The sequence below is a fragment of the Streptomyces davaonensis JCM 4913 genome, assembly GCF_000349325.1.
In the GTDB taxonomy this organism is placed as follows: Bacteria; Actinomycetota; Actinomycetes; order Streptomycetales; family Streptomycetaceae; genus Streptomyces; species Streptomyces davaonensis.
This window is the reverse complement of record NC_020504.1, coordinates 9,100,331-9,120,385: the sequence shown is the minus strand read 5'-3', so window position 1 is coordinate 9,120,385 and position 20,055 is coordinate 9,100,331. Positions and strand designations below refer to the sequence as shown.

Sequence of the window (20,055 nt, the reverse complement as noted above, 5' to 3'; positions counted from 1 at the left end):
AGGCCAGCGTGCCGGTCGGGCGGGCGGCGCGCACGACGGGGTGCTCCAGTCGCATGGGCCGACGCTCAGCATCTGTCGTGGCGGGCGGCACCCTCGGCGGTCAGCTCCCGACCGACGGCCCTGATGTTCTCCCGCACGAGGTTCGGAAGGTCCGCGACCGGGGGGTGGTCGGGGTAGGCGCGCTCCAGCTCCGCGGTGATCGACTTCTGCTCACCGGGAGTGACCGTGGCACCCTCGGGCGAGTCCGGGCCGACGGCCGGACGGACCAGGCCGCGGAACCGCTGGAGGTACCGGCGCTGTTCGTCGATGAGTGCGGCGGCCGGACCCGGGACTCCGTGCCCCGGGTACATCGTCCTCGCATCGGGGAAGCGGCTCTCCAGCCGCGTGAGGATCCGGAGCCAGCCGCAGGTGTTCCCCTCGATCAGCGCCGGGGTGACCTCGCGGCCCGCCAGGTCACCGGAGAACAGGTCCGCGGTGGCGGGACGGTAGTAGACGGTCGCCGTGTCGGACTCGCCCGCGGCGAACTGGGCGGTCTCCACACGCAGGCCGCCCACCCGCAGCGGCGCGCCGTCCTCGAAGATCCGGTCGGCGTGGACGAGCTCGGCGGGAAACCCGGGGTGCGCCGAGCGGGCCAGGGGATAGAAGCCCCGTCTGTCCTCGCGCATCACCTTGTCGGTCGCGCGGGAGGCGTGGATGGGGGCGTGCGGGAACGCCTGGTGGAAGGCGCCCGCGCCGCCCACGTGATCGGGATGGGAGTGGGTCAGCAGAATGGCGACGACCGGTTCGCCGGTCTTCCTGATCCGCGCCACGGCCTTCCGGGCGTCGGCCGGTGTGCGCAGGGTGTCGACGAGAACCAGACCTTCCGGCGCCTTGATCCAGTAAGTGTTGACGGAGCCCGGGTCGGCCGAGGCGAACCGTCCCGGCCGCACCGCCCCGGCGCCCGGGGCTTCGGAGGTGTCGTCGTTCGAACACGCCACCGTCGATGCGAGGGCGCACACGAGGGCGGAGCCCGCCGCCGTCAGGCGCCGCAGTCCTCGGTTCATCGGGAGCCCTCGTCGCGTCGAGGGTGCGAGGGAGCGGTGAAGGCGTCGCGGTGCGCGAGGGCCCAGCGCCGGAACGAGCGGGGCGGACTGCCGGTCACCTCCTGCACGGTGGGATGGATCCGGGACTCGTCGATGGTCCCGTCGGCGTAGAAGCTGAAGAACGCGTCGATGTACTCCTGCGGGATGCGCCCGGCCATGTCCTCGCGGGCCTCCTCGTCGGTGAGGGCGTGGAAGCGCAGATCGCGGTCGAGCACCTCGGCCAGAACGGCCAGGCGCTGGGCGGGGAGCAGCCGTTCCGGCCCGCTCAGCTCGTGGACACGCTCCTCGTGACCGGGGTCGAGCAGCGAGCGGACGGCGACAGCGGCGATGTCGAACGGGTCGACGGAGGCGATGGGAACGTCGCCGAAGGCGTCCTTGACGACGTCGCCCTCGCGCAGTTGGGGCAGCCAGCGCAGGGCGTTGGACATGAAGGCGTTGGGACGCAGGAACGTCCAGGGCAGTCCGGACTCGCGGACCGCCGTCTCAGAGCGGATCATGTACTCCGAGACGGCGTTGCGGGTGTCGGTGGCGACCGCGGCCAGGCTCGACAGCAGCACCACTCGTTCCACCCCGGCCCGCCGCATCCTGGCGAGCAGGCCCGGCATGTCGTGGTAGCCGGGCAGCAGGAACACCCCTCGGACGCCGTCGAGAGCCGGAGCGAGCGAATCCGGATCGTTCAGATCACCGACGGCCTGCGCGACCGGCAGTTCGACGGTCCTGCGGACCAGTGCGCGGGCAGGGTGCCCGGCCCGGACGAGGGCCTGGACGACTTCGCCGCCGACCTGGCCGGTGGCTCCGGTGACAAGGATCATCGCAGGCTCCTGCCGAAGTGCGCGGCCACCGTGTCGGCGGCGAGGGTGACCTGCGGATCCTGGTCGTAGAAGTCGAACTGGGTGCCCTCCGTCCAGAGGATCGCCTTGGGGCCGGCCAGCCCTGCGTGGAAGCGGCGGGCGCCGTCGGGGATGGCGGCGTCCACGCTGTGGACGAGCTGGGTGGGCTGGGTGATCCGGGGTGCCAGGGCGATGGAGTCGTAGGTGAGCCAGTCCTCCCAGGCCATCACGGCGAAGCGGTTGGGCCAGGCCGGGACGGCGCCGCGTTCGGGGTTGAGGTAGAAGTCGATGTCGTAGGGCATGGCAGCGCGTTCGTCGGTGCCACTGACCACGGGCACGTAGTCGATCTCGCCGGTCCGCGCGAACCGTGCGCGGGCCTCGCGGGCGAGCGTGATCTTCCGGGCCACCTCGTCGGCGCCGCCGTAGGCGTCCGCGCAGACGGCGGCGTCGTGCAACCAGGGGGCGACCAGGGCGAGGGAGCCGATGCGAGGGTCGTGGGCCGCGTCGTCGGCCATGTACATCGCGGCCGCACAGATGCCCAGGGCACCCAGCGGCTCGGCGTCGACCGACGGGTGGGAGGTCAGGAACGTCACCGCGTCATGGATGTCGCGGACCTTGCGCGCCGGGTCCTCCACATCCCGTGGTGTGCCGCCTGACTCGCCGAAGCCGGTGAAGTCGAAGGACAGGGCGGCATATCCGCGGTCGGCCAGTGCTGCGGCGTACCGGTCGGCCATCAGCTCCTTGACGCTGGTCCAGGTCCCGGCCACCACGACCCCCGGCGCTGGACTCCCGCCGTCGGGCAGGAACAGGTTGCCGGCCAGGGTGGCTTCGGCGCCGGGGAAGGTGACTTTCTGCTGGGTCGTCACGAACAGTCCTCTCAGGATGGTGAGTCGGCGTAGGTGAGATCGGCGTGGGTGATGGCGGCGCCGGAGTCGTTCAACGCTCAGGCGGAGGCGAGGAACAGGGCGGCCGGCAGGGCGGCCTTCAGCGCCTCCCACTCACGTCGACCGCTTTCGGGACAGGAAGATTCTGGAGGTGGCGGCGGTGTCGGAGGAAACAGTGAAATCTTGTGCCAGGCACCTCAAATCGCTGTGGCGGTTAGGGTGTTCGACGTGAGTGACATCGACCTGCGGCACCTGCGCTCGTTTCTGGTCGTGGCCCGTCACCGGTCCATCACCGCCGCCGGGGCGACGCTCCATCTGACCCAGCAGGCGGTGTCGACACATGTACGGCAGCTGGAACGCTCCCTGGGCGTCGACCTGTTGGTGCGCACCTCACGCGGAGTGCTGCTCACGGCCGCCGGAGAGGAGCTGGCCGCCGGGGGCGCGACCGTCGTCGACGATGTCGCCCGACTGTCGGCACGGGTGCGCGCGGTGGCGAACGCCCGGACAGGCACCCTTCGGCTGGCCTGCTGCCCCGCCGCCACCACGGTGTTCGCCGTCGATGTGGCCGACGCCCTGGAGGCGGCGGTCCCCGGTCTGCGGGTGTCCTTGAAGGGGGCCCAGACCCCGAGGCAGGAGCTCGAACTCCTCAACGGGGGACACGCGGACGCGGCCTTCATGTGGCTGCCGGTCGGCGAGGTCGGGCTGCACACCGCGGTCGTCCGCGCCGATCCCCGTGCCGTGGTGCTGTCCACCCGCCATCCCCTGGCCGACCGTCCCACCCTGGCCCTCGCCGATCTCGCCGACGATCCGGTGATCCGTCCCGACGTCCTCACCTCGCCGGTGGCCGAGCGGTTCTGGCTCGCGGACCCCCGGCCCGACGGCCGGCCGGCACCACGCGGCCCGCTCGTACCCGGTGTGGAGGACTGCCTGCTGGAAGTCGGCCGCGGCCGCGGCGTCTGGTTCGCCCCGCAACCGCTGCACGCCCTGCTGCCCGCCGGCAACGTGCGCTGGATCCCGGTCACGGACGCGGAGCCCCACGACCTCGCGGTGGTGTGGCACGACCGCGCTCCGCAGCATCTGATCTCGCGCCTGATCGCCGAGGTCCGCGCGGTCACCGGACACGATCGGCAGCTGCACGCCGCGTGAAGCCGCGGCGGTGTCAGGGCAGGAAGGTCAGCCGGGTACGTCCATGCGCTGGGTGCCGATGACCGAGAGCAGGCTCAGGGCCTCCTCGGAGCGTGAACCCGGGTCGGCGGTGTAGATGACGACGCGCTGGTCGCGGTCGGTGATGTCCAGGACATCGCAGTTGACCTCGACCGTTCCGACCAGCGGGTGCTCGAAGGTCTTGCGCAGGGTGGGTCGGGGGATCACGCAGTGCTGGTCCCAGAGACGGGCGAACTCCTCGCTGCCCGCGACGAGTTCGGCGACCAGAGCGGTCACGTCGGGGTCGTTCGGGTAGCGGGCCGCCGCGGCGCGCAGGTCGTTGGTGGCCGCGGCGGCGAAGTCGCCCGCGTCGGAGATGCCGTACAGGGGTCGTCCCTCGCGGTAAGGGCCGAGGAAGCAGCGACGAATCAGGTTGCGGTCGCGGCGGGAGAGCGCGGAGAAGTCCTCCATGAGCGCGGCGGCCGACTGGTTCCAGGCGATGACCTCGTACGTCGCCGAGATCACGATCGCCGCGGCCCGCGGCAGCCGGGCCAGCAGGTCGACGATGCTCTGCCGTACCTCCCGGGAGGGTCCGGGCGGCGGGCCGGGCGGGGTCCCGGCGAGGTGGTGGAGGTGGTCCCGCTCGGGGTCGGACAGGCGCAGCGCGCGGGCAAGCTGACCGAGGACCTCGCGGGAGGGGTGCGGGCCGCGCGCCTGTTCCAGACGGGTGTAGTACTCGGTGGAGATGTACGCCAGCTGGGCCACCTCCTCGCGCCGGAGCCCCGGGGTGCGGCGGCGCGGCCCGGCGGGCAGGCCCACGTCGGCGGGGGTGATGCGCTCGCGCCGGCTGCGCAGGAAGTCGGCCAGTTCTCGTCGGTCCACGCTCCCAGTGTGCGCGGGCGCGGGTGACGGCAGCCAGGTACTGGCGGTGCCTGGATGCGCGGCGGGCCCGGTCGCAGGCTCGACGGCATGACAGACACCACCACCGCCCGCACATCCCTGCTCGCCGACAAGGTCGCCTTCGTCACCGGTGCCGGACGGGGCATCGGCGCCGCGGCCGCCCGGCTGTTCGCCCGCGAGGGCGCCCGCGTCCTGCTCGCCGCCCGCACCGAGGACCAGCTCAAGGCGGTCACCGAGGAGATCCGGGCCGCCGGGGGCACGGCCGACCACATCCGCTGCGACCTCGCGGACCCGGACAGTCTCCGCGCCGCCGTGGACCGGGCCGTGGAGCTGTACGGCCGGCTCGACATCGCCTTCAACAACGCCGCGACCGCCCAACAGCCGGGCCCCATGGACCAGTTGCCCGAGTCCGACTTCGATCACGTCTACACCGTCAACCTCAAGGGCGTCTGGCTCGCCATGAAGGCCGAGATCACCGCCATCCGGGCCACCGCGGGGCAGGGGGCGATCGTGAACACCTCCAGCGTCGGCAGCCTGATGGCCAACCCCTGGCTGCCCGCGTACGGCGCCATGAAGCGGGCGGTCGACAGCCTCACCGCGTCCGCCGCCGCCACCTACGGCCCGGAGGGCATCCGGGTCAACGCCATCGCGCCGGGCACCACGCTCACCGAGATGATGTACGAGTGGGACGAGACGGCTCCCGGAACCATCGACCAGTTCAACGCCCGGACGCCGCTCCGCCGTGCCGCCGCCCCGGAGGAGGTCGCCGAGGCGGCCGCCTGGCTGCTGAGCGACCGCGCCTCCTACGTCACCGGCACGGTTCTGCGGGTCGACGGCGGCATGCTGGCCTGACCGCTCAGCTGTCGCCCCGTTCCAGCACGGCCATCGCCGCGTTGTGTCCGGGCACGCCGCTCACTCCCCCGCCGCGCACCGCGCCCGCGCCGCACAGCAGGACGTTCGGGTGTTCCGTCTCCACGCCCCAGCGGCCGGTGCCGGTCTGGGCATGGGGCCAGGACAGCTCGCGGTGGAAGATGTTGCCGCCGGGCAGCCGCAGGTCGCGCTCCAGGTCCAGTGGGGACTTCGCCTCGATGCAGGGCCGTCCCTCGGCGTCGGTCGCGAGAACGTCGGCGAGCGGTTCGGCCAGGTGGGCGTCGAGCTGCGCGAGCGTCGACTTCAGGAGTTCCTCGCGTACGGCGTCGTTGTCCCGTTCGAAGAGCCGGGCGGGGGTGTGCAGCCCGAAGAGGGTGAGGGTCTGGTAGCCACGCTCGACGAGGTCCGGGCCGAGGATCGTCGGGTCGGTGAGGGAGTGACAGTAGATCTCCGAGGGCGGGGCGGCAGGCAGTTCACCGGCGGCGGCCTGGGCGTGGGCCGTGGCGAGCTGTTGGTAGCCCTCGGCGATGTGGAAGGTCCCGGAGAACGCCTCACGGGGGTCGACCGAGGCGTCCTTGAGCCTCGGCAGCCGCTTGAGCAGCATGTTCACCTTGAGCTGGGCGCCCTCGGCGGGCTCCGGCGCGGTGCCGCCGGTCAGTGCGGCCAGTTCCTGCGGGGAGGCGTTGACCAGGACGTGGCGGGCGGCGGCGACGCCCTCGCCGTCGGCGGTGCGGTAGGTGACCTCGGCGGTCGTGCCGTCGGTTTGGATGCGTACGGCCTCGTGGCCGGTGGCGATGTCGGCCCCGGCCGTGCGGGCCGCCGCCGCGAGGGCGTCGGTGAGGGCGCCCATGCCGCCGACGGGCACGTCCCAGTCTCCGGTGCCGCCGCCGATGACGTGGTAGAGGAAGCAGCGGTTCTGCTTCAGGGAGGCGTCGTGGGCGTCGGCGAAGGTGCCGATGAGGGCGTCGGTGAGGACGACGCCGCGCACCAGGTCGTCCGCGAAGCGGTCCTCGACGGCGACGCCGATCGGCTCCTCGAACAGCAGCCGCCAGGCCTCCTCGTCGTCGATACGGCGGCGCAGTTCCTCGCGGCTGGGCAGCGGTTCGGTGAGCGTGGGGAAGACCCGCTTCGCGACCTCGCCGGTCAGGCCGTAGAACCGCTGCCAGGCCGCGTACTCGCGTTCGCCGCCGGTGAGTCTCGCGAACGCCTCCCGGGTGCGCCGCTCGCCGCCGCCCACCAGCAGTCCGGTGGCCTGTCCGGCCCGCTCCACGGGGGTGTACGAGGAGACGGTGCGGGCGCGGACGCGGAAGGTGAGGCCCAGGTCCCGCACGATCTTCTTGGGCAGCAGGCTGACCAGGTAGGAGTAGCGGGACAGCCGGGCGTCGATGCCCGCGAAGGGGCGGGTGGAGACGGCGGCGCCGCCGGTGTGGTCCAGGCGCTCCAGCACCAGTACGGAGCGGCCGGCCCGGGCCAGATAGGCGGCGGCGACCAGGCCGTTGTGGCCGCCGCCGACGATGACGGCGTCGTAGGCGCGATGTCCCGGGTGTCCCTCGTGTGCAGGCATGGTTCTTCGTAACACGGGATGATCTAGGTCGGCCAGGGCTGCGGAGCGATCAGGTTCGGCTGCGAATTGATCAGGTCCGACTGCTGTCGATCAGATCCAGTCGTCTGCCGGAACCGGGAACCGACGGCCCTTCGGATGCCGTTCTTGCTTCTGAGGCCACTCGGTCACCGGGCGCAAGGGGGCGCGCATGCAGGATCCGTCGTCGGCGTGGCGTGTGCCGTTCTCCGCGCGGGCGTTTCCGGAGAGCGCGGCCGTGGCGCAGTGGATCACCCGGAACCGGCACGAGGCGTGGCGTGCGGTGCGCGGGGCCGAGCGGCGGGCCGAGGCCGGACCCGAGCAACGGCATCTGTACGGCGTGGCACTGCTCGCCGCGGGGTTGCCGTTCGCGGCGTGGAAGGAGCTCAGAGAGGCTGAGTACGCGGCGTCCGAGGCGGCGGGCGGCAAGAGCCAGGGCCTGTTGCCGGAGGGCGCCGACGACGACCCGACGGTGCGCGCGCTGCGGGCCGACCTCGCCACCGCCTCCGCCCGCTGCGGCCTGGGGGACCTCGCCGTGAACCAGCTTCTGGAGGCGTCCAAGTGCCTCCAGGGCCCGGACGGGGAGTGGGTGGAGCTGATGCAGCGGGGCGAGGAGCTGACCACCGCCCTCAACAAGCGGAACCCGGAGCGCTCGCTGCACCGATTACGGTCCGCCTACTTCGCGGAACTGTCCGAGCGGGGCGAGGCGGGCTCCCTGCACCGGCTGGAGCACGCCAAGTCCTTGCTCGCACTCGGGGACCTGGACCACTCGATCGCCGACTTCGACGCGGCAGAGGACGTGCTGGTGCCTCTCGGTGAGGACGAGGAGGTCGGCGACGTCGCTCTGGAGCTGCTGGTCGGCATGCATCTGCGGGCGGGTACCCGCGACCGGGAGCTGCGGGAGCGGTCGCGCCGCAAACTCCACCGGGTCCGCCCGCACTCGGCGGTGCTGCGCGAGGGCGCGGACGCCGACGACGGCAGCCGAGTGCTGCGCAATCTGGAAACGCAGCACACCGCGGGCATCCTCGGGTTCCTGGCCGAGGCGGCCAAGGACCCGGACCAGGCCCGGCCCTTCCTCGACCGGCTGTTCCTCATGGCGCGCGCCCACCCCGATCAGCCGCACTGCGCCGTGGCCGCGGCCCTGATCCATCTGGGCAAGGGCGAGCACACAAAGGCCCAACAGGCACTGGACTTCACGGACGGCCCGCTCGGCGACCGCGACTGCGCGGGACTCGCCGCCCTGGGGCTGACGGTCGCCCCCTCCGCACGCGCGCGCAAGGAGGCGGGATGACCAGCCCCGGCGCCGGGGAGTCGCTGGTGGACTTCCTCGTGATCCGCTCGACGGACTACGACACCATGGTCGGCAACCTGGACCGGCTGTCCGAGTCCGTACGGCCGCTCGTGCTGACCTCGCTGCGGACGCAGGCCGCCGCAGCGGTCGGCGCGGGACGGGCGGCCGAGGCCGAGCTGCTGGAGTTCCTGGCCGGACAGGCCCGCGAGCGCTGGCAGCTCAAGGTGAACGACCGGGGCCACCCCGATTTCGCGGCGCTGCTGGACCGCGCGGCCCGGCTCAACCTGATGGAGGCCTTCCTCGTCTTCCGTGCCCAGCCGGGCGCGCTGCCCGACGATCCGGTGCCGGTCGCCCAGCACCTCCTCGGCCACTACAAGGGCCTGCACGACTACCAGCGCTCGGCCGTGCTGGCGGCGGTCGCCATGGCCGCCCCGGACTCGCCGCTGGCCGTGGTGCGGGCCCGCACCTGGTGGGCGTACGGCCTGATGGAGCGCGCCCGCCGTGCGGAGCGGGCCGGAATGGCCGACCTGGACCGGATGCGTGACCGGCGGCACGCGCGCTTCCACGCCGGCCGGGCCGTCGTCGCGCTGCACGGCAGCGGACGTATCGCGGAGAACCCGGAGGTCACCTACTGGGCGTACTCGATGCTGGCGCAGGCACACCGCAGTCTGGGCGACCTCCGGCAGGGTCTGAAGGTCCTGCTGGACTGTCAGCGCGAGTTGCGGCATCTGGACGACGACCGGCAGCGCTGGCTGGAGTTCGACCGGATCGTGGCGATCGAGATGTCCGCGCAGGGCCTGCACCGCGGCGCTCTGCACCACTTCGACCGGGCCCTGGAGAGCGCCCGCGACATCTCCGGTGACCTCGCTCTCGACCGCCCCCATCCGCTGTACCTCGATCTGCTGGTCGAACGCGGGAAGACCCATCTGCATCACGGCACCCTGGAAGCCGCGTCGGCGGACTTCCGGCAGGCCGTCGAGACCGCCGAGGCGGTGCACGACATCCCGATGGTGCTGCGGGCGCGGGCGCTGTGGGCGAACTCGCTCCAGAGCAGGGGCCGCAGCAGGGAGGCGCTGCGCGTCTTCCAGGAGAACCTGGCCACGGCGCTGCGCGGCGGGATCCTGATGTCCCACACGTTCCGCGGCGCGCTGGCGCAGCACCTGTGCCGCATGGGGTATCTGGACGAGGCGGAGGAGGAGTACCGCGCGGCGCTGGCGGAGATGCGTCAGGACGCGAGCACCCGGAGTGTGAACGAGGTCGCGTGTCTGGCCGGGCTCGGGGAGATCGCCGAGGAGCGCGGCGACGACGACCGGGCCCTGGCCTGGTACGAGGAGAGCAATCGGACGTCCCTGGAGTTCCGCCGTACGATCGACGGCGCCGTGATCCTGGCCAACGCGCTCAATCGCCGCATCGAACGCGACGAGCGCCCCGCGACGGCGCGGGAACTGCTCCCCCGGCTCACCGAACTCCACGCCGAGGCCCGCGAACGGGGCACCTCCGTGGGCGAGTTCGTGACCGGACGGGCCCTGATGACCTGCCTGGTCCGGCTGGACCGCTGGACGGAGGCCGCGGAGCTGTCCCGGCGGCTGATCGGCGAGGCCGACGAGCGCGCCGCCACGCTCGCCGAAGGCAGTGTCGACGGCGTGGACGCCGACAGCGTCAAGGAGCGCATGGCCTTCGTCGACAAGCTGGGCGAGCGGCCCGAACTGCGGGGTGAATGCCTCACGCTCCTCCAGTGGTGCCGGGACGCGGCACTGGGCCGGATCGAGCGGGCCCCGTGGCCCGTTCTGCGCGCCGAGGCCGGTGGACAGGCGCTGCACGAGTACGAGCCGTTGCTGACCCTGCTGCACGACCACGGCGACGAACTGCCCTCGCCCGACGAGCGGTCCGTGGCGGAGCGGTGCTTCGACCTCCATGAGGAGGTGAAGGCCCGGGATCTGCTGGCCGACCTGGCTCTCGGTCCGCTGCCCGAACCCCCGGCGGTGCCCGAGCAGTTGGTCTCCGCGGAGCGCCAGCTGCTGACGGCGCTGCGGCACGAGATGACCCGGTCGGCACTTGGCTCGCTGGGCCCGGCGTCCGAGGACGAGGCCGAACGGCTCACGTCCCAGTTGTCCGCGGTGCACACCGCGATCGGCGACCACGCCCCGCAGTACGCGCGGCTGCGCGCGGGAGCCCCGGCGCGGCTGGAAGAGGTCCGCGCCCTGCTCACCCGGCACGCCCCGCCCGAGGGCATGGTCCTCGCCTCCTACTTCTGCGGGAACCGCCACACCTATTGCTTCGTGCTGACGTCCGACGGCGAGCCGCTGCGTGTGCGCCGCGTCCCGCTCGGGCGGGACCGGATCAAGGCCCTCGTCCGTCGGCTGCGCACCGTCTTCAACGGCGGCCGGGACCCGGACTCCGGTGTCCTGCTCCGCCCGCTGCCCGCTCGGCGGCCCGACAAGCGCGACACCTCGTTCCTCGCCGAGCTGACTCCCCTGCTGGAGCCCTTCGCCGATCTCCTCACCGAGCGGCGCCTGGTGGCCGTCTCGGGGCACGGGCCCCTGACCGGGGTGCCGTTCGCCGCGCTCCCCCTCCCGTCGGGCGGTCGGCTCGGGGAGTCGAACGCCGTGGTCAGCGTCCCCGGCGTGAGCAGTCTGCGCTATCTCCTGGCGCATCCCGCCGCCCCGCCCCGCACAGCGGTCGCCGTGGGCTGCGCGGGCCGAGAGGACGACACCGCGCTGTTCGAGGAGGACGACGCGCTGCTGAGCGAGGGTCCCTGGAGTGCCGTGTCCCGGGTGGCCGGGCTCGCCGCGACCCCGGGCGCGGTACGCACCGCCCTCGGCGAGGCCGATCTCGCCCATGTGACATGCCATGGCTTCACCGACACCGACGACCCGTTGGAGGCGGCGCTGCTGTTCTCCGACGGCCGCTCACGCCCCAGCCGGAACTGGGAGCCGCACAACGTCCCCGCCCAGGCCCGCTATCTGCTGCGGGTGCGGGACGTGACGGCCGCGGACGCCGCGCCGCGGCGGCTGGTCCTGCGCGCCTGCTCGGCGGGCTGGGGCGAGGCCGACCATCCGGGCGCCGATCTCACCGGGCTGACCTGGGCGTTCCTGCGCTCGGGCAGCCGCAGTGTGATCGCCCCGCGCTGGGATGTGAACCAGGAGAGTTCACGCGAGCTGCTCGCCGCCTTCTACCGGCGACTGGGGCGCGGCACACCCGCCTGGCGGGCCCTGTGGGAGGCGCAGCGCGAACTCGCCCAGGACCCGGACCGTCCCTGGCTCGGCCATGTCTTCCACTGGGGCGCCTTCACCCTCACCGGGGACTGGCGCTGATCCCCGGCCGCCTCGCAGTACGACGTCACAAGGAGTCCGTATGACCATGTCCCCGCCGATGGCCCGCCGTTCCGTGGTGCTGGCGCTTCAGGAGATCACCGAGGATCTCGCCGCCCAGCACGGTCTGGCGGCGGAGAACGACGACGAGGCGTTGCAGATCGTCGAAGCGCTGCTCACGCACGCCGACGCCCCGGGGTCAGCGGCGTGGCTGCTGGACGACGAGGGGCTGGCTCTCGACACCGGTCGGCGGCTCCTGGACGCGCTGGCCGAGGACCCGGGGACCCGTTCGCTGGCGGAGCCGCTGCTGGCCGAGCCGCCCGTGGACGATCAGCTGGCCGTCGTCGAGGTGTCGGCCGGGGTGGTGGTGCTGGTCGCGCTGGTCGCCTTCCTCCAGACCAAGGTCAGCGTGAAGATGGAGCGCAAGACCTCCAAGGGCAAGGTCAGTTTCGAGCTGACCAAGGAGGCCACGAAGGGGTCGACGCTGATGCAGCTCGCGGACCTGTACCAGCGGATCCTCGGCCAGGGCGGCGGCACGACGCCCACCGACCCGGGCGCCCTCGGGCCGGGGCAGGGGCCGACCGACCCTCCGGGCACCGTCTGAGGGCGCGACCGGGAGGGCCGGACTCCGCCGCCCCCGTCACCGCCCGCCCGACGTCCCCTGCTGCCGTAGCGCCGCAACCCTCCGGTACAGCTCCACCGCCTCTGCCGCGCGGCCGAGTTGTTCGAGGCAGTGGGCCTCGTCGTTGCGGCTGGCCAGGGTGTCGGGGTGGGCGGGGCCGAGGACGCGTTCGCGGGCGGCGGCCACCCTGCGGTACTCGGCGAGCGCGTCGGGCCAGCGGCCCAGCCAGCCCAGGCCGACGGCGACCTCGCGGCGGCTGACGAGGGTGTCCGGATGCTCGGGTCCGAGCACCCGCTCACGGATCGCGCAGACGTCGCGGGACTCGGCGAGGGCCTCCTCCCAGCGGCCGAGGCGGCCCAGGTTGACGCCCAGGCCGTGGCGGGCGCGCAGGGTCTCGGGGTGGGTGGGGCCGTGCACCCGGGTGCGGTCCTCGATCAGCTCGCGGTACAGCTGGAGCGCCTCCGCGCTGCGACCGAGGCGCCCCAGGCTGATGCCGACCTCGTAGCGGGCGGCGAGGGTGTCGGCGTGGTCGGGGCCGAGCGCCTGGGCGCGGGCCCCGGCGACCTCGTGGTAGGTGTGCAGGGCCTCCGCCCAGCGGCCCAACTGACCGAGCGCGTAGGCGACTTCGTAGCGGGTGACGAGGGTTTCCGGGTGGTCGGGGCCGAGCACCCGGGCGCGCGCGGCGGCGACCTCGCAGGCCATGCGGTACGAGTCCTCCAGGCGCCCGAGCCTGCTGAGGTTGAAGGCCAGGTTGTGCCGGCAGCGCAGGGTGTCGGGGTGCTCGGCGCCCATGGCCCGCTCGCGGGCCGCGAGTACCGAGAGGTACACCTGGTGGGCGTCGAAGTGGCGGCCCAACTGGCCCAGCACGTAGGCCATTTCCTGGCGGGCGGCGAGGGTTTCCGGGTGGTCGGGGCCGAGGGCGAGGCTTCTGGCGCGGGCGACGTGCTTGTACTCGCGCAGGGCATCGGCCGCGCGGCCGGTGCGGCTGAGGGTGAAGGCGACCTCGTAGCGGCTGGCGAGGGTGTCGGGGTGCTCGGGTCCGAGCAGATGCTCGCGTTCGGCGGCGACCGCGCGGTGGACCTCCCCGGCCTCCGCCCAGCGGCCGAGCCGTCCGAGGCTGAGTCCGGCGTTGTGCCGGCCGGCCAGCGCGGTGAGCGCCGCCGGGTCGGGGGCGGGCGGGTCCTGGGTCACCGGTTCCGCGGGTCGGCCGGCGGCGGGGCGGGGAATCCATTCGCCGGTGAGCGCGGCCCCGGCATCCGGGGGCGTGGGGCGCAGCCCGGCGCCGGTGGCCTTGTGGCCGGTGGTCATGCCCTGGGTCCAGGACGGCAGCCGGGCCTCGCGGCCGGCCGGCTCGGGCGGGCGTGGTTCCGGGCGCGGGGTGAGGACGGTCGGGACATAGGTCGGGGTGCCGCGGCCGAGGCCGATCCGGCGGCCCACCTCGCGGGCGTCGTGCGGCCGGTCCTCGGGGCGCTTGGCGAGCAGGTCCAGGATGACCTTCTCCAGGAACTCGGGGAGTTCCGTGCGGTGTTCGCGGGGCGGACGCGGCGGGGTGTCCCGGTGTCCGACGAGGACGGCCCAGGCGTCGTCGAGGTCGAAGGGCGGTACGCCGGTGGCGATCTCGTAGAGCACACAGCCCAGCGAGTACAGGTCGCTGCGCTGGTCGACCTCGGATCCGCCGATCTGTTCCGGGGACATGTAGTGCGGGGTGCCCATGGCGATGCCGGTGCCCGTCAGCCGGGAGGTGAAGCCGATGTCGGCGCCGAGGCGGGCGATGCCGAAGTCGCAGATCTTCACGGTGCCGTCGGTCAGCCGCACGATGTTCGCGGGCTTCAGGTCCCGGTGCACGATGCCCTGCTGGTGGGTGTAGGCGAGGGCGGCGGTGACCTGGTCGGCGATCTCGACGACGGCGGGCACGGGCAGCGGATGGTGCTTGTTGTCCTCCAGCAGCTGGCTGAGGTTGCGGCCCTCCAGCAGCTCCATGACGAGATACAGGACGCCGTCCGACTCGCCGAAGTCATGGACGACCGTGACGCCGCGATGCTGGAGCGCGGCGGCGACCCTGGCCTCGCGCCGGAACCGCTCTCTGAGGACCCGGGTGAAGGACTGGTCGTGATGCGGGCCGAGCGGCTTGAGGCACTTCACGGCGACCTGCCGGCCGAGCGATTCGTCGCGCGCCCGCCACACCTCGCCCATGCCGCCGCGCCCGATCAGGTCCAGCAGCCGGTACCGGCCCTGGATCAGCCTGCTCTCCCCCACCCGCGCTCGCCCCCGTCGCTGTGGTGCCCCGCCCTCCCCTGGCTCGTCCAGTATGGCGAGCTATCGTCCGAGTTTGTACGGTGCCGGGCGCGCGCCGGGGCCGAGTCTCGCCATCGCGCGCAGGATGTGTTTGGGCGGCAGTTGCCAGCGCACCCGTTCCGGAATGGCCCGCAGCACATGCCCCGCGGTACGCAACCGGCGGTCCACCACGGCGGGTTCGGGCGCTGTCCTGCCGTACAGCTCATGGGCGTACGGGGGCAGCGCGGCGTACGCCAGGTGCGCCACGCGCCGCCATACCAGGTCACGCGCAGGGACCAGGAGCGGGTGCGTCGGCGGGCGGAGCAGGAAGTCGTCCACCTCGCGTGCCTCGGCTCCGGCGGCGAGTTCGGGGCGCACCTTCTCGAAGTACGCCGCCAGCTCGGCCCGGTCGGCGGGTACGGCGTCGGGGTCGAGGCCCACCAGGCGGGCGCTGACGAGGTGTTCGCGGATGTACCGGTCGGCCTCGGCGTCGGTGAGCCGGAAGCCCGAGCGGCGCATGACGCTCAGATAGGAGTCGATCTCCGCGCAGTGGACCCACAGAAGCAGTTCGGGTTCGTCGACCGGGTACTCCTCGCCGGTGTCGGGATCGGTGGCCGTCAGCTTGGAGTGGATCTTCCGGACCCGGGCCCCGGCCCGCTCGGCGGACTCGGTGGTGCCGTAGGTGATGGTGCCGACGAAGTTGGCGGTGCGCAGCAGGCGGCCCCAGGCGTCGTGCCGGAAGTCGGAGTTCTGGATCACTCCGCGCACCGCCCGTGGGTGCAGGGCCTGGAAGTACAGTGCGCGGACACCGGCGATCCACATCATGGGATCGCCGTGCATCTGCCAGGTGACGGAGTTCGGTGTGAACAGCCCGGGATCGCCCATGTCCGCAGGCTAACGCCGGACCCGCGGCATCCCCAGACCGATCCAGGAGATGATCTCGCGCTGGATCTCGTTGTTGCCGCCGCCGAAGGTGAAGATCACGGCGGAGCGGTAGCCGCGTTCCAGCTCGCCCCGGAGGATCGCGCCCGCGGATCCCTCCTTCAGCGCACCCGGCGCGGCCACGATCTCCATGAGCCAGGCGTAGGCGTCACGGCGGGCCTCGGAGCCGTAGACCTTCACCGCCGAGGCGTCCTGCGGGGTGAGGGTGCCGTCCTGGACGGCCTGCACCATCTGCCAGTTGAGGAGTTTCAGGGCGTCGAGGCGGACGTGGGTGCGGGCGAGGAGGCGGCGGACCCAGGGCAGGTCGATGACGCGGCGGCCGTCGGCGAGCTTGGTCCCGGTCGCCCAGCGTTGCACGTCGTGCAGGGCGCGGATGGCCATGGTGCCGTGGGCGGCGAGGGTGACGCGCTCGTGGTTGAGCTGGTTGGTGATCAGCCGCCAGCCCTGGTTCTCGGCGCCGACGCGGCGCGAGACGGGGACGCGGACGTTCTCGTAGTAGCTGGCGGTGGTGTCGTGCCCGGCGAGGGTGTTGATCAGGGTGCAGGAGTAGCCGGGGTCACTGGTCGGCACGAGGAGCATGGTGATGCCCTTGTGGGCGGGGGCGGCCGGGTCGGTGCGCACGGCGAGCCAGACCCAGTCGGCCGTGTCGCCGTTGGTGGTCCAGATCTTCTGCCCGTTCACGACGTACTCGTCGCCGTCGCGCACCGCGCGGGTGCGCAGGGAGGCGAGGTCGGTGCCCGCGTCGGGCTCGCTGTAGCCGATCGCGAAGTCGATCTCGCCGGAGAGGATCCGCGGCAGGAAGAACGCCTTCTGCTCGTCGGTGCCGAACTGCATGATCGTCGGGCCGACGGTGTTCAGCGCCATCAGCGGCAGCGGTACGCCCGCCTGGGCGGCCTCGTCGAAGAAGATGAACTGTTCCATCGCGGTCAGGCCGCGTCCGCCGTACTCCTTGGGCCAGCCCATGCCGAGCCAGCGGTCCGCGCCGAGGCGCCGGATCGTCTCGCGGTAGAAGCGCTTCTGGGCGGCGGGTTCGGTGTGGCGGGCGTGGGCGTCGTCCGGCACCAGCTCGGCGAAGTAGGCGCGCAGTTCGGTGCGCAGCCGCTGCTGTTCGGGCGTGTGGTCCAGATGCACGGCGCCTCCAGGTCTCCCTCGGCCGGTCCTGACGGCGCACACCGTAGAACGTGTTCCAGAAATTGGGAATGCCCAGGGATGCCGGATGCCGCACGTCGGAGGGAAGCAGGTCTCACGCCAGTGACGCGAGCAAGTCCGTGCAGGACTGCGCACATTCGCGGCAGGCCTTCGCGCCGTCCTCCGCGCCGGGCTGCCCGTCGAAGGCGTGGGCGCACTCCAGGCACACCGTGCGGCACCACTCCAACCGGACGCGGACACCGGCCTCGTCGGCCGGCCCCTGCTCGGACAGCACCCGGCAGGTGGCGTCGCACACCTCCGCGCACAGGATGCCCTTGCGCCGGACGAGTTCCTCCTCCGCCGTCCCGTCCGACGCCGCCAGGCTCGCGCGCAGCGCGCAGGCGCGGGCACATGCCGTACACGCCTGCGCGCACGAGAAGCGGTCCTCCAGGTACTGGAAGAGCTGTTGCTGTGTCGTAGTCGAGGTCACAGGGAGCGGGTAGCCGCGGCTCCGGGTGCCAAACCCGGTTCGGTGAGCGCCGCCCGGCCCGCCTCCAGACGGGCCGCCGGGATCCGGAACGGGGAGCAGGAGACGTAGTCAAGGCCGACCCCGTGGAAGAAGTGGATCGACTCCGGATCGCCGCCGTGCTCGCCGCAGACCCCGGTCTCCAGACGGGGGTTGACGGCACGTCCGGCCTCGACACCCAGCTCCACCAGCCGTCCCACGCCCTCCTGGTCGATCGTCTCGAACGGCGACACTCCGAAGACTCCCTTCTCCAGGTAGAGCGGGAAGAACGATGCCTCGGCGTCGTCGCGGGACAGGCCCCACGTGGTCTGGGTGAGGTCGTTGGTGCCGAAGGAGAAGAAGTCGGCGGCCTCGGCGATGCGTCCGGCGGTGAGCGCGGCGCGCGGCAGCTCGATCATCGTGCCGATCGGGCAGTCGAAGCTCGTGCCTGTCTCGGCGGCGACCCGGGCGAGGACCTCCTCCGCCTCGGCGCGAGCCAGGCGGAGTTCCTCGACCGTGCCGACGAGCGGGATCATGATCTCCGCGCGCGGATCTGCGCCGGCCCGCAGCCGTTCGGTCACCGCTTCGGCGACGGCCCGCACCTGCATGGCGGTCAGGCCGGGCACGGCCAGGCCGAGACGGACGCCGCGCAGGCCGAGCATCGGGTTCTGCTCGTCCATCCGCTCGACGGCCGCGAGCAGTTCCCGGTCGTGCGGGTCGGGGTGGGCGGTGGAGGCGAGGCGGACGGCGAGGTCGGTGCGGTCGGGCAGGAACTCGTGCAGGGGCGGGTCGAGCAGCCGGATCGTCACCGGTAGCCCGTCCATCGCCGCCAGGATCCGGGTGAAGTCCGCCCGCTGGAGCGGCAGCAGCGCGGCCAGCGCCTCCTCGCGCGCGGTGTCGTCGCGGGCCAGGATCATCGCCTCCACCAGCGCCCGGCGCTCCCCGAGGAACATGTGCTCGGTACGGCACAGGCCGATGCCCTGGGCGCCGAGCGCACGCGCGCGTGCGGCGTCCTCGGGGGTGTCGGCGTTGGCGCGCACCTCAAGACGGCGTACGGAGTCGGCGTGGGTGAGGGCGCCGAGGACCGCGTCGGTGAGCGGGCCGGTGGACGTGCCCGACTCGAGCGCGCGGCCCACGTCGGAGGCGGTGAGCGGGAGTTCACCGAGGTGGACGGTGCCCGCGGTGCCGTCGACGGAGACGGTGTCGCCCTCGTTGACGACGGTCCCGTCCGGGGTGGTGAAGCGGCGGGCGGCCGGGTCGACGGCGAGCGCCTCGGCGCCGCACACGCACACCTTGCCCATGCCGCGGGCGACCACGGCGGCGTGGCTGGTCTTGCCACCGCGGCTGGTGAGCACGGCCTCGGCGGCGATCATGCCGGGCAGGTCGTCGGGGGTGGTCTCGCGGCGGACCAGGACGGTGTGCTCACCGGCGGCGGCCCGCCGTACCGCCTCCGCGGAGTCGAACACCGCGACGCCGACGGCCGCGCCGGGTGAGGCGGGCACGCCGTGGGCCAACGGCACGTTGTCGTCGGTGGTGCCGAAGCGCGGGAACATCAGCCGGGTCAGTTCGGCGCCGTCGACGCGGATCAGGGCCTCGTCGGCGCTGATCGTGCCTTCCTCGCCGAGATCGTGGGCGATGCGAAAGGCGGCTTCGGCGGTGCGCTTGCCGACGCGGGTCTGGAGGATCCACAGCCGGCCGCGCTCCACGGTGAACTCGACGTCGCACAGGTCGCGGTAGTGGTTCTCCAACGTGCGCAGGTGATCGCCGAGTTGGACGTACGCGCGCGGGTCGATCGCCTTCAGCTCGGTCAGCGGCAGCGCGTCGCGGACTCCGGAGACGACGTCCTCGCCCTGGGCGTCGGGCAGGTAGTCGCCGTAGACGCCGCGTTCGCCGGTGGCGGGGTCGCGGGTGAAGGCGACTCCGGTGCCGGAGTCGTGGCCGAGGTTGCCGAAGACCATGGCCTGGACGTTGACGGCGGTGCCGAGGTCCTCGGGGATGTGTTCGCGGCGGCGGTAGACGCGGGCGCGTTCGCCGTTCCAGGAGTCGAAGACGGCGCGGATGGCGCGGGCGAGCTGGTCGGCGGGGTCCTGCGGGAAGTCCTCGCCGGTCTCCTTGCGGATGATGGCCTTGAACTCGTCGGTGATCTTGATGAGTTCACCGGTGTCCAGCTCGTGGTCGGCGGCGACCGCGCGCTGCCGCTTGTGCTCGGCGATGGCGTGCTCGAACAGGTCGCCGTCCACGCCCATCACCGTGTGACCGAACATCTGGATGAGCCTGCGGTAGGAGTCCCAGGCGAACCGCTCCTGTCCGGAGGCCTTGGCGAGGCCGGTGACGGACCGGTCGTTGAGGCCGATGTCGAGGATGGTCTCCATCATGCCGGGCATGGAGAAGCGGGCGCCGGAGCGCACGGAGACCAGCAACGGGTCCTCGACGGCGCCGAGTTCGCGGCCCATGGCGCGTTCCAGGCCGGCCAGGGCGCGGGCGGCCTCGACGCCGAGTTCGGCGGGCTCCTCACCGGTGGCCAGATAGACCTTGCACGCCTCGGTGGTGACCGTGAAGCCGGGCGGGACCGGCAGGCCGATCCTCGTCATCTCGGCGAGACCGGCTCCCTTGCCCCCGAGCAGACCGGCCATGTCCCGGCTGCCTTCGGCGAATTCGTACACGAACTTGATCGGCGCGGTCATCGTCGGTCGG

The 20,055-nt window shown here is 72.6% G+C and carries 15 protein-coding genes; 5 read left to right on the top strand and 10 right to left on the bottom strand.

Annotated elements, in window-relative coordinates; translation table 11 throughout:
* Nucleotides 1–65: 65 nt before the first annotated feature.
* Genes BN159_RS40440 through BN159_RS40430 form a run of 3 tightly spaced genes read right to left on the bottom strand, consistent with a single transcriptional unit; the run spans nucleotide 66 to nucleotide 2,778 of the window.
* Nucleotides 66–1,043, bottom strand: a complete 978-nt coding sequence (locus BN159_RS40440) for an MBL fold metallo-hydrolase (protein ID WP_015662865.1) — start codon at nucleotides 1,041–1,043, stop codon at nucleotides 66–68.
* Entirely contained in the window at nucleotides 1,040–1,894 is an 855-nt protein-coding gene (locus BN159_RS40435; RefSeq protein ID WP_015662864.1) for an NAD(P)H-binding protein, read from the bottom strand. Before BN159_RS40435 ends, BN159_RS40440 begins: the two co-directional genes overlap by 4 nt.
* A complete protein-coding gene (locus BN159_RS40430) occupies nucleotides 1,891–2,778 on the bottom strand; it encodes an alpha/beta hydrolase (protein WP_015662863.1) in 888 nt (295 codons plus the stop codon). The genes BN159_RS40435 and BN159_RS40430 overlap by 4 nt, the downstream gene beginning before the upstream one ends.
* A gap of 246 nt (nucleotides 2,779–3,024) precedes the next feature.
* Between BN159_RS40430 and BN159_RS40425 the strand changes: the two genes are divergently transcribed.
* On the top strand, nucleotides 3,025–3,942 hold the full coding sequence (locus tag BN159_RS40425) for a LysR family transcriptional regulator (RefSeq protein WP_015662862.1): 918 nt from the start codon (nucleotides 3,025–3,027) through the stop codon (nucleotides 3,940–3,942).
* A gap of 27 nt (nucleotides 3,943–3,969) precedes the next feature.
* Here BN159_RS40425 and BN159_RS40420 read toward each other — a convergent pair whose 3' ends face one another.
* Nucleotides 3,970–4,821, bottom strand: a complete 852-nt coding sequence (locus BN159_RS40420; RefSeq protein WP_015662861.1) for a helix-turn-helix transcriptional regulator — start codon at nucleotides 4,819–4,821, stop codon at nucleotides 3,970–3,972.
* Nucleotides 4,822–4,875: 54 nt separating this feature from the next.
* On the opposite strand from BN159_RS40420, the gene BN159_RS40415 reads away from it, so the two are divergent.
* Nucleotides 4,876–5,691 carry an SDR family NAD(P)-dependent oxidoreductase gene (locus BN159_RS40415; protein ID WP_015662860.1) on the top strand — a complete coding sequence of 272 codons (816 nt, stop codon included), beginning with the start codon at nucleotides 4,876–4,878 and terminating at the stop codon, nucleotides 5,689–5,691.
* A 4-nt stretch (nucleotides 5,692–5,695) separates the two neighbouring features.
* Here BN159_RS40415 and BN159_RS40410 read toward each other — a convergent pair whose 3' ends face one another.
* Nucleotides 5,696–7,273: a phytoene desaturase family protein gene (locus BN159_RS40410; protein ID WP_015662859.1), complete on the bottom strand. Its 1,578-nt coding sequence runs from the start codon at nucleotides 7,271–7,273 to the stop codon at nucleotides 5,696–5,698.
* A 187-nt stretch (nucleotides 7,274–7,460) separates the two neighbouring features.
* Between BN159_RS40410 and BN159_RS40405 the strand changes: the two genes are divergently transcribed.
* The 3 genes from BN159_RS40405 to BN159_RS40395 are packed head-to-tail and all read left to right on the top strand — an operon-like array spanning nucleotide 7,461 to nucleotide 12,494.
* Complete coding sequence (locus tag BN159_RS40405) at nucleotides 7,461–8,579, top strand: hypothetical protein (protein ID WP_015662858.1); 1,119 nt, start codon at nucleotides 7,461–7,463, stop codon at nucleotides 8,577–8,579.
* Nucleotides 8,576–11,893, top strand: coding sequence for a CHAT domain-containing protein (locus BN159_RS40400; RefSeq protein WP_015662857.1), 3,318 nt, complete (start codon nucleotides 8,576–8,578; stop codon nucleotides 11,891–11,893). The genes BN159_RS40405 and BN159_RS40400 overlap by 4 nt, the downstream gene beginning before the upstream one ends.
* Before the next feature lie 40 nt (nucleotides 11,894–11,933).
* Nucleotides 11,934–12,494, top strand: a complete 561-nt coding sequence (locus BN159_RS40395; RefSeq protein WP_015662856.1) for a hypothetical protein — start codon at nucleotides 11,934–11,936, stop codon at nucleotides 12,492–12,494.
* Between the two features lie 36 nt (nucleotides 12,495–12,530).
* Here the strand turns inward: BN159_RS40395 and BN159_RS40390 are convergent, their stop codons facing one another.
* The 5 genes from BN159_RS40390 to ppdK all read right to left on the bottom strand — a co-directional run bounded on the left by BN159_RS40390 (nucleotide 12,531) and on the right by ppdK (nucleotide 20,045).
* The gene (locus tag BN159_RS40390) at nucleotides 12,531–14,768 is read right to left on the bottom strand and encodes a serine/threonine-protein kinase (RefSeq protein WP_015662855.1); all 2,238 of its coding nucleotides are present in this window, start codon (nucleotides 14,766–14,768) and stop codon (nucleotides 12,531–12,533) included.
* A gap of 60 nt (nucleotides 14,769–14,828) precedes the next feature.
* Complete coding sequence (locus BN159_RS40385; protein WP_015662854.1) at nucleotides 14,829–15,671, bottom strand: oxygenase MpaB family protein; 843 nt, start codon at nucleotides 15,669–15,671, stop codon at nucleotides 14,829–14,831.
* Between the two features lie 9 nt (nucleotides 15,672–15,680).
* Entirely contained in the window at nucleotides 15,681–16,859 is a 1,179-nt protein-coding gene (locus tag BN159_RS40380) for an acyl-CoA dehydrogenase family protein (protein ID WP_015662853.1), read from the bottom strand.
* Nucleotides 16,860–16,971: 112 nt separating this feature from the next.
* A complete protein-coding gene (locus tag BN159_RS40375; protein ID WP_015662852.1) occupies nucleotides 16,972–17,346 on the bottom strand; it encodes a hypothetical protein in 375 nt (124 codons plus the stop codon).
* On the bottom strand, nucleotides 17,343–20,045 hold the full coding sequence (ppdK, locus tag BN159_RS40370) for a pyruvate, phosphate dikinase (RefSeq protein ID WP_015662851.1): 2,703 nt from the start codon (nucleotides 20,043–20,045) through the stop codon (nucleotides 17,343–17,345). The genes BN159_RS40375 and ppdK overlap by 4 nt, the downstream gene beginning before the upstream one ends.
* Nucleotides 20,046–20,055 lie beyond the last annotated feature (10 nt).

What these genes read in the sequence shown, in the direction of transcription:
- BN159_RS40410 (WP_015662859.1), bottom strand. Translation starts at nt 7,273, where the DNA reads ATGCCTGCACACGAGGGACACCCGGGACATCGCGCCTACGACGCCGTC.
- BN159_RS40395 (WP_015662856.1), top strand. Translation starts at nt 11,934, where the DNA reads ATGACCATGTCCCCGCCGATGGCCCGCCGTTCCGTGGTGCTGGCGCTT.
- BN159_RS40405 (WP_015662858.1), top strand. Translation starts at nt 7,461, where the DNA reads ATGCAGGATCCGTCGTCGGCGTGGCGTGTGCCGTTCTCCGCGCGGGCG.
- BN159_RS40435 (WP_015662864.1), bottom strand. Translation starts at nt 1,894, where the DNA reads ATGATCCTTGTCACCGGAGCCACCGGCCAGGTCGGCGGCGAAGTCGTC.
- ppdK (WP_015662851.1), bottom strand. Translation starts at nt 20,045, where the DNA reads ATGACCGCGCCGATCAAGTTCGTGTACGAATTCGCCGAAGGCAGCCGG.
- BN159_RS40415 (WP_015662860.1), top strand. Translation starts at nt 4,876, where the DNA reads ATGCGCGGCGGGCCCGGTCGCAGGCTCGACGGCATGACAGACACCACC.
- BN159_RS40440 (WP_015662865.1), bottom strand. Translation starts at nt 1,043, where the DNA reads ATGAACCGAGGACTGCGGCGCCTGACGGCGGCGGGCTCCGCCCTCGTG.
- BN159_RS40385 (WP_015662854.1), bottom strand. Translation starts at nt 15,671, where the DNA reads ATGGGCGATCCCGGGCTGTTCACACCGAACTCCGTCACCTGGCAGATG.
- BN159_RS40400 (WP_015662857.1), top strand. Translation starts at nt 8,576, where the DNA reads ATGACCAGCCCCGGCGCCGGGGAGTCGCTGGTGGACTTCCTCGTGATC.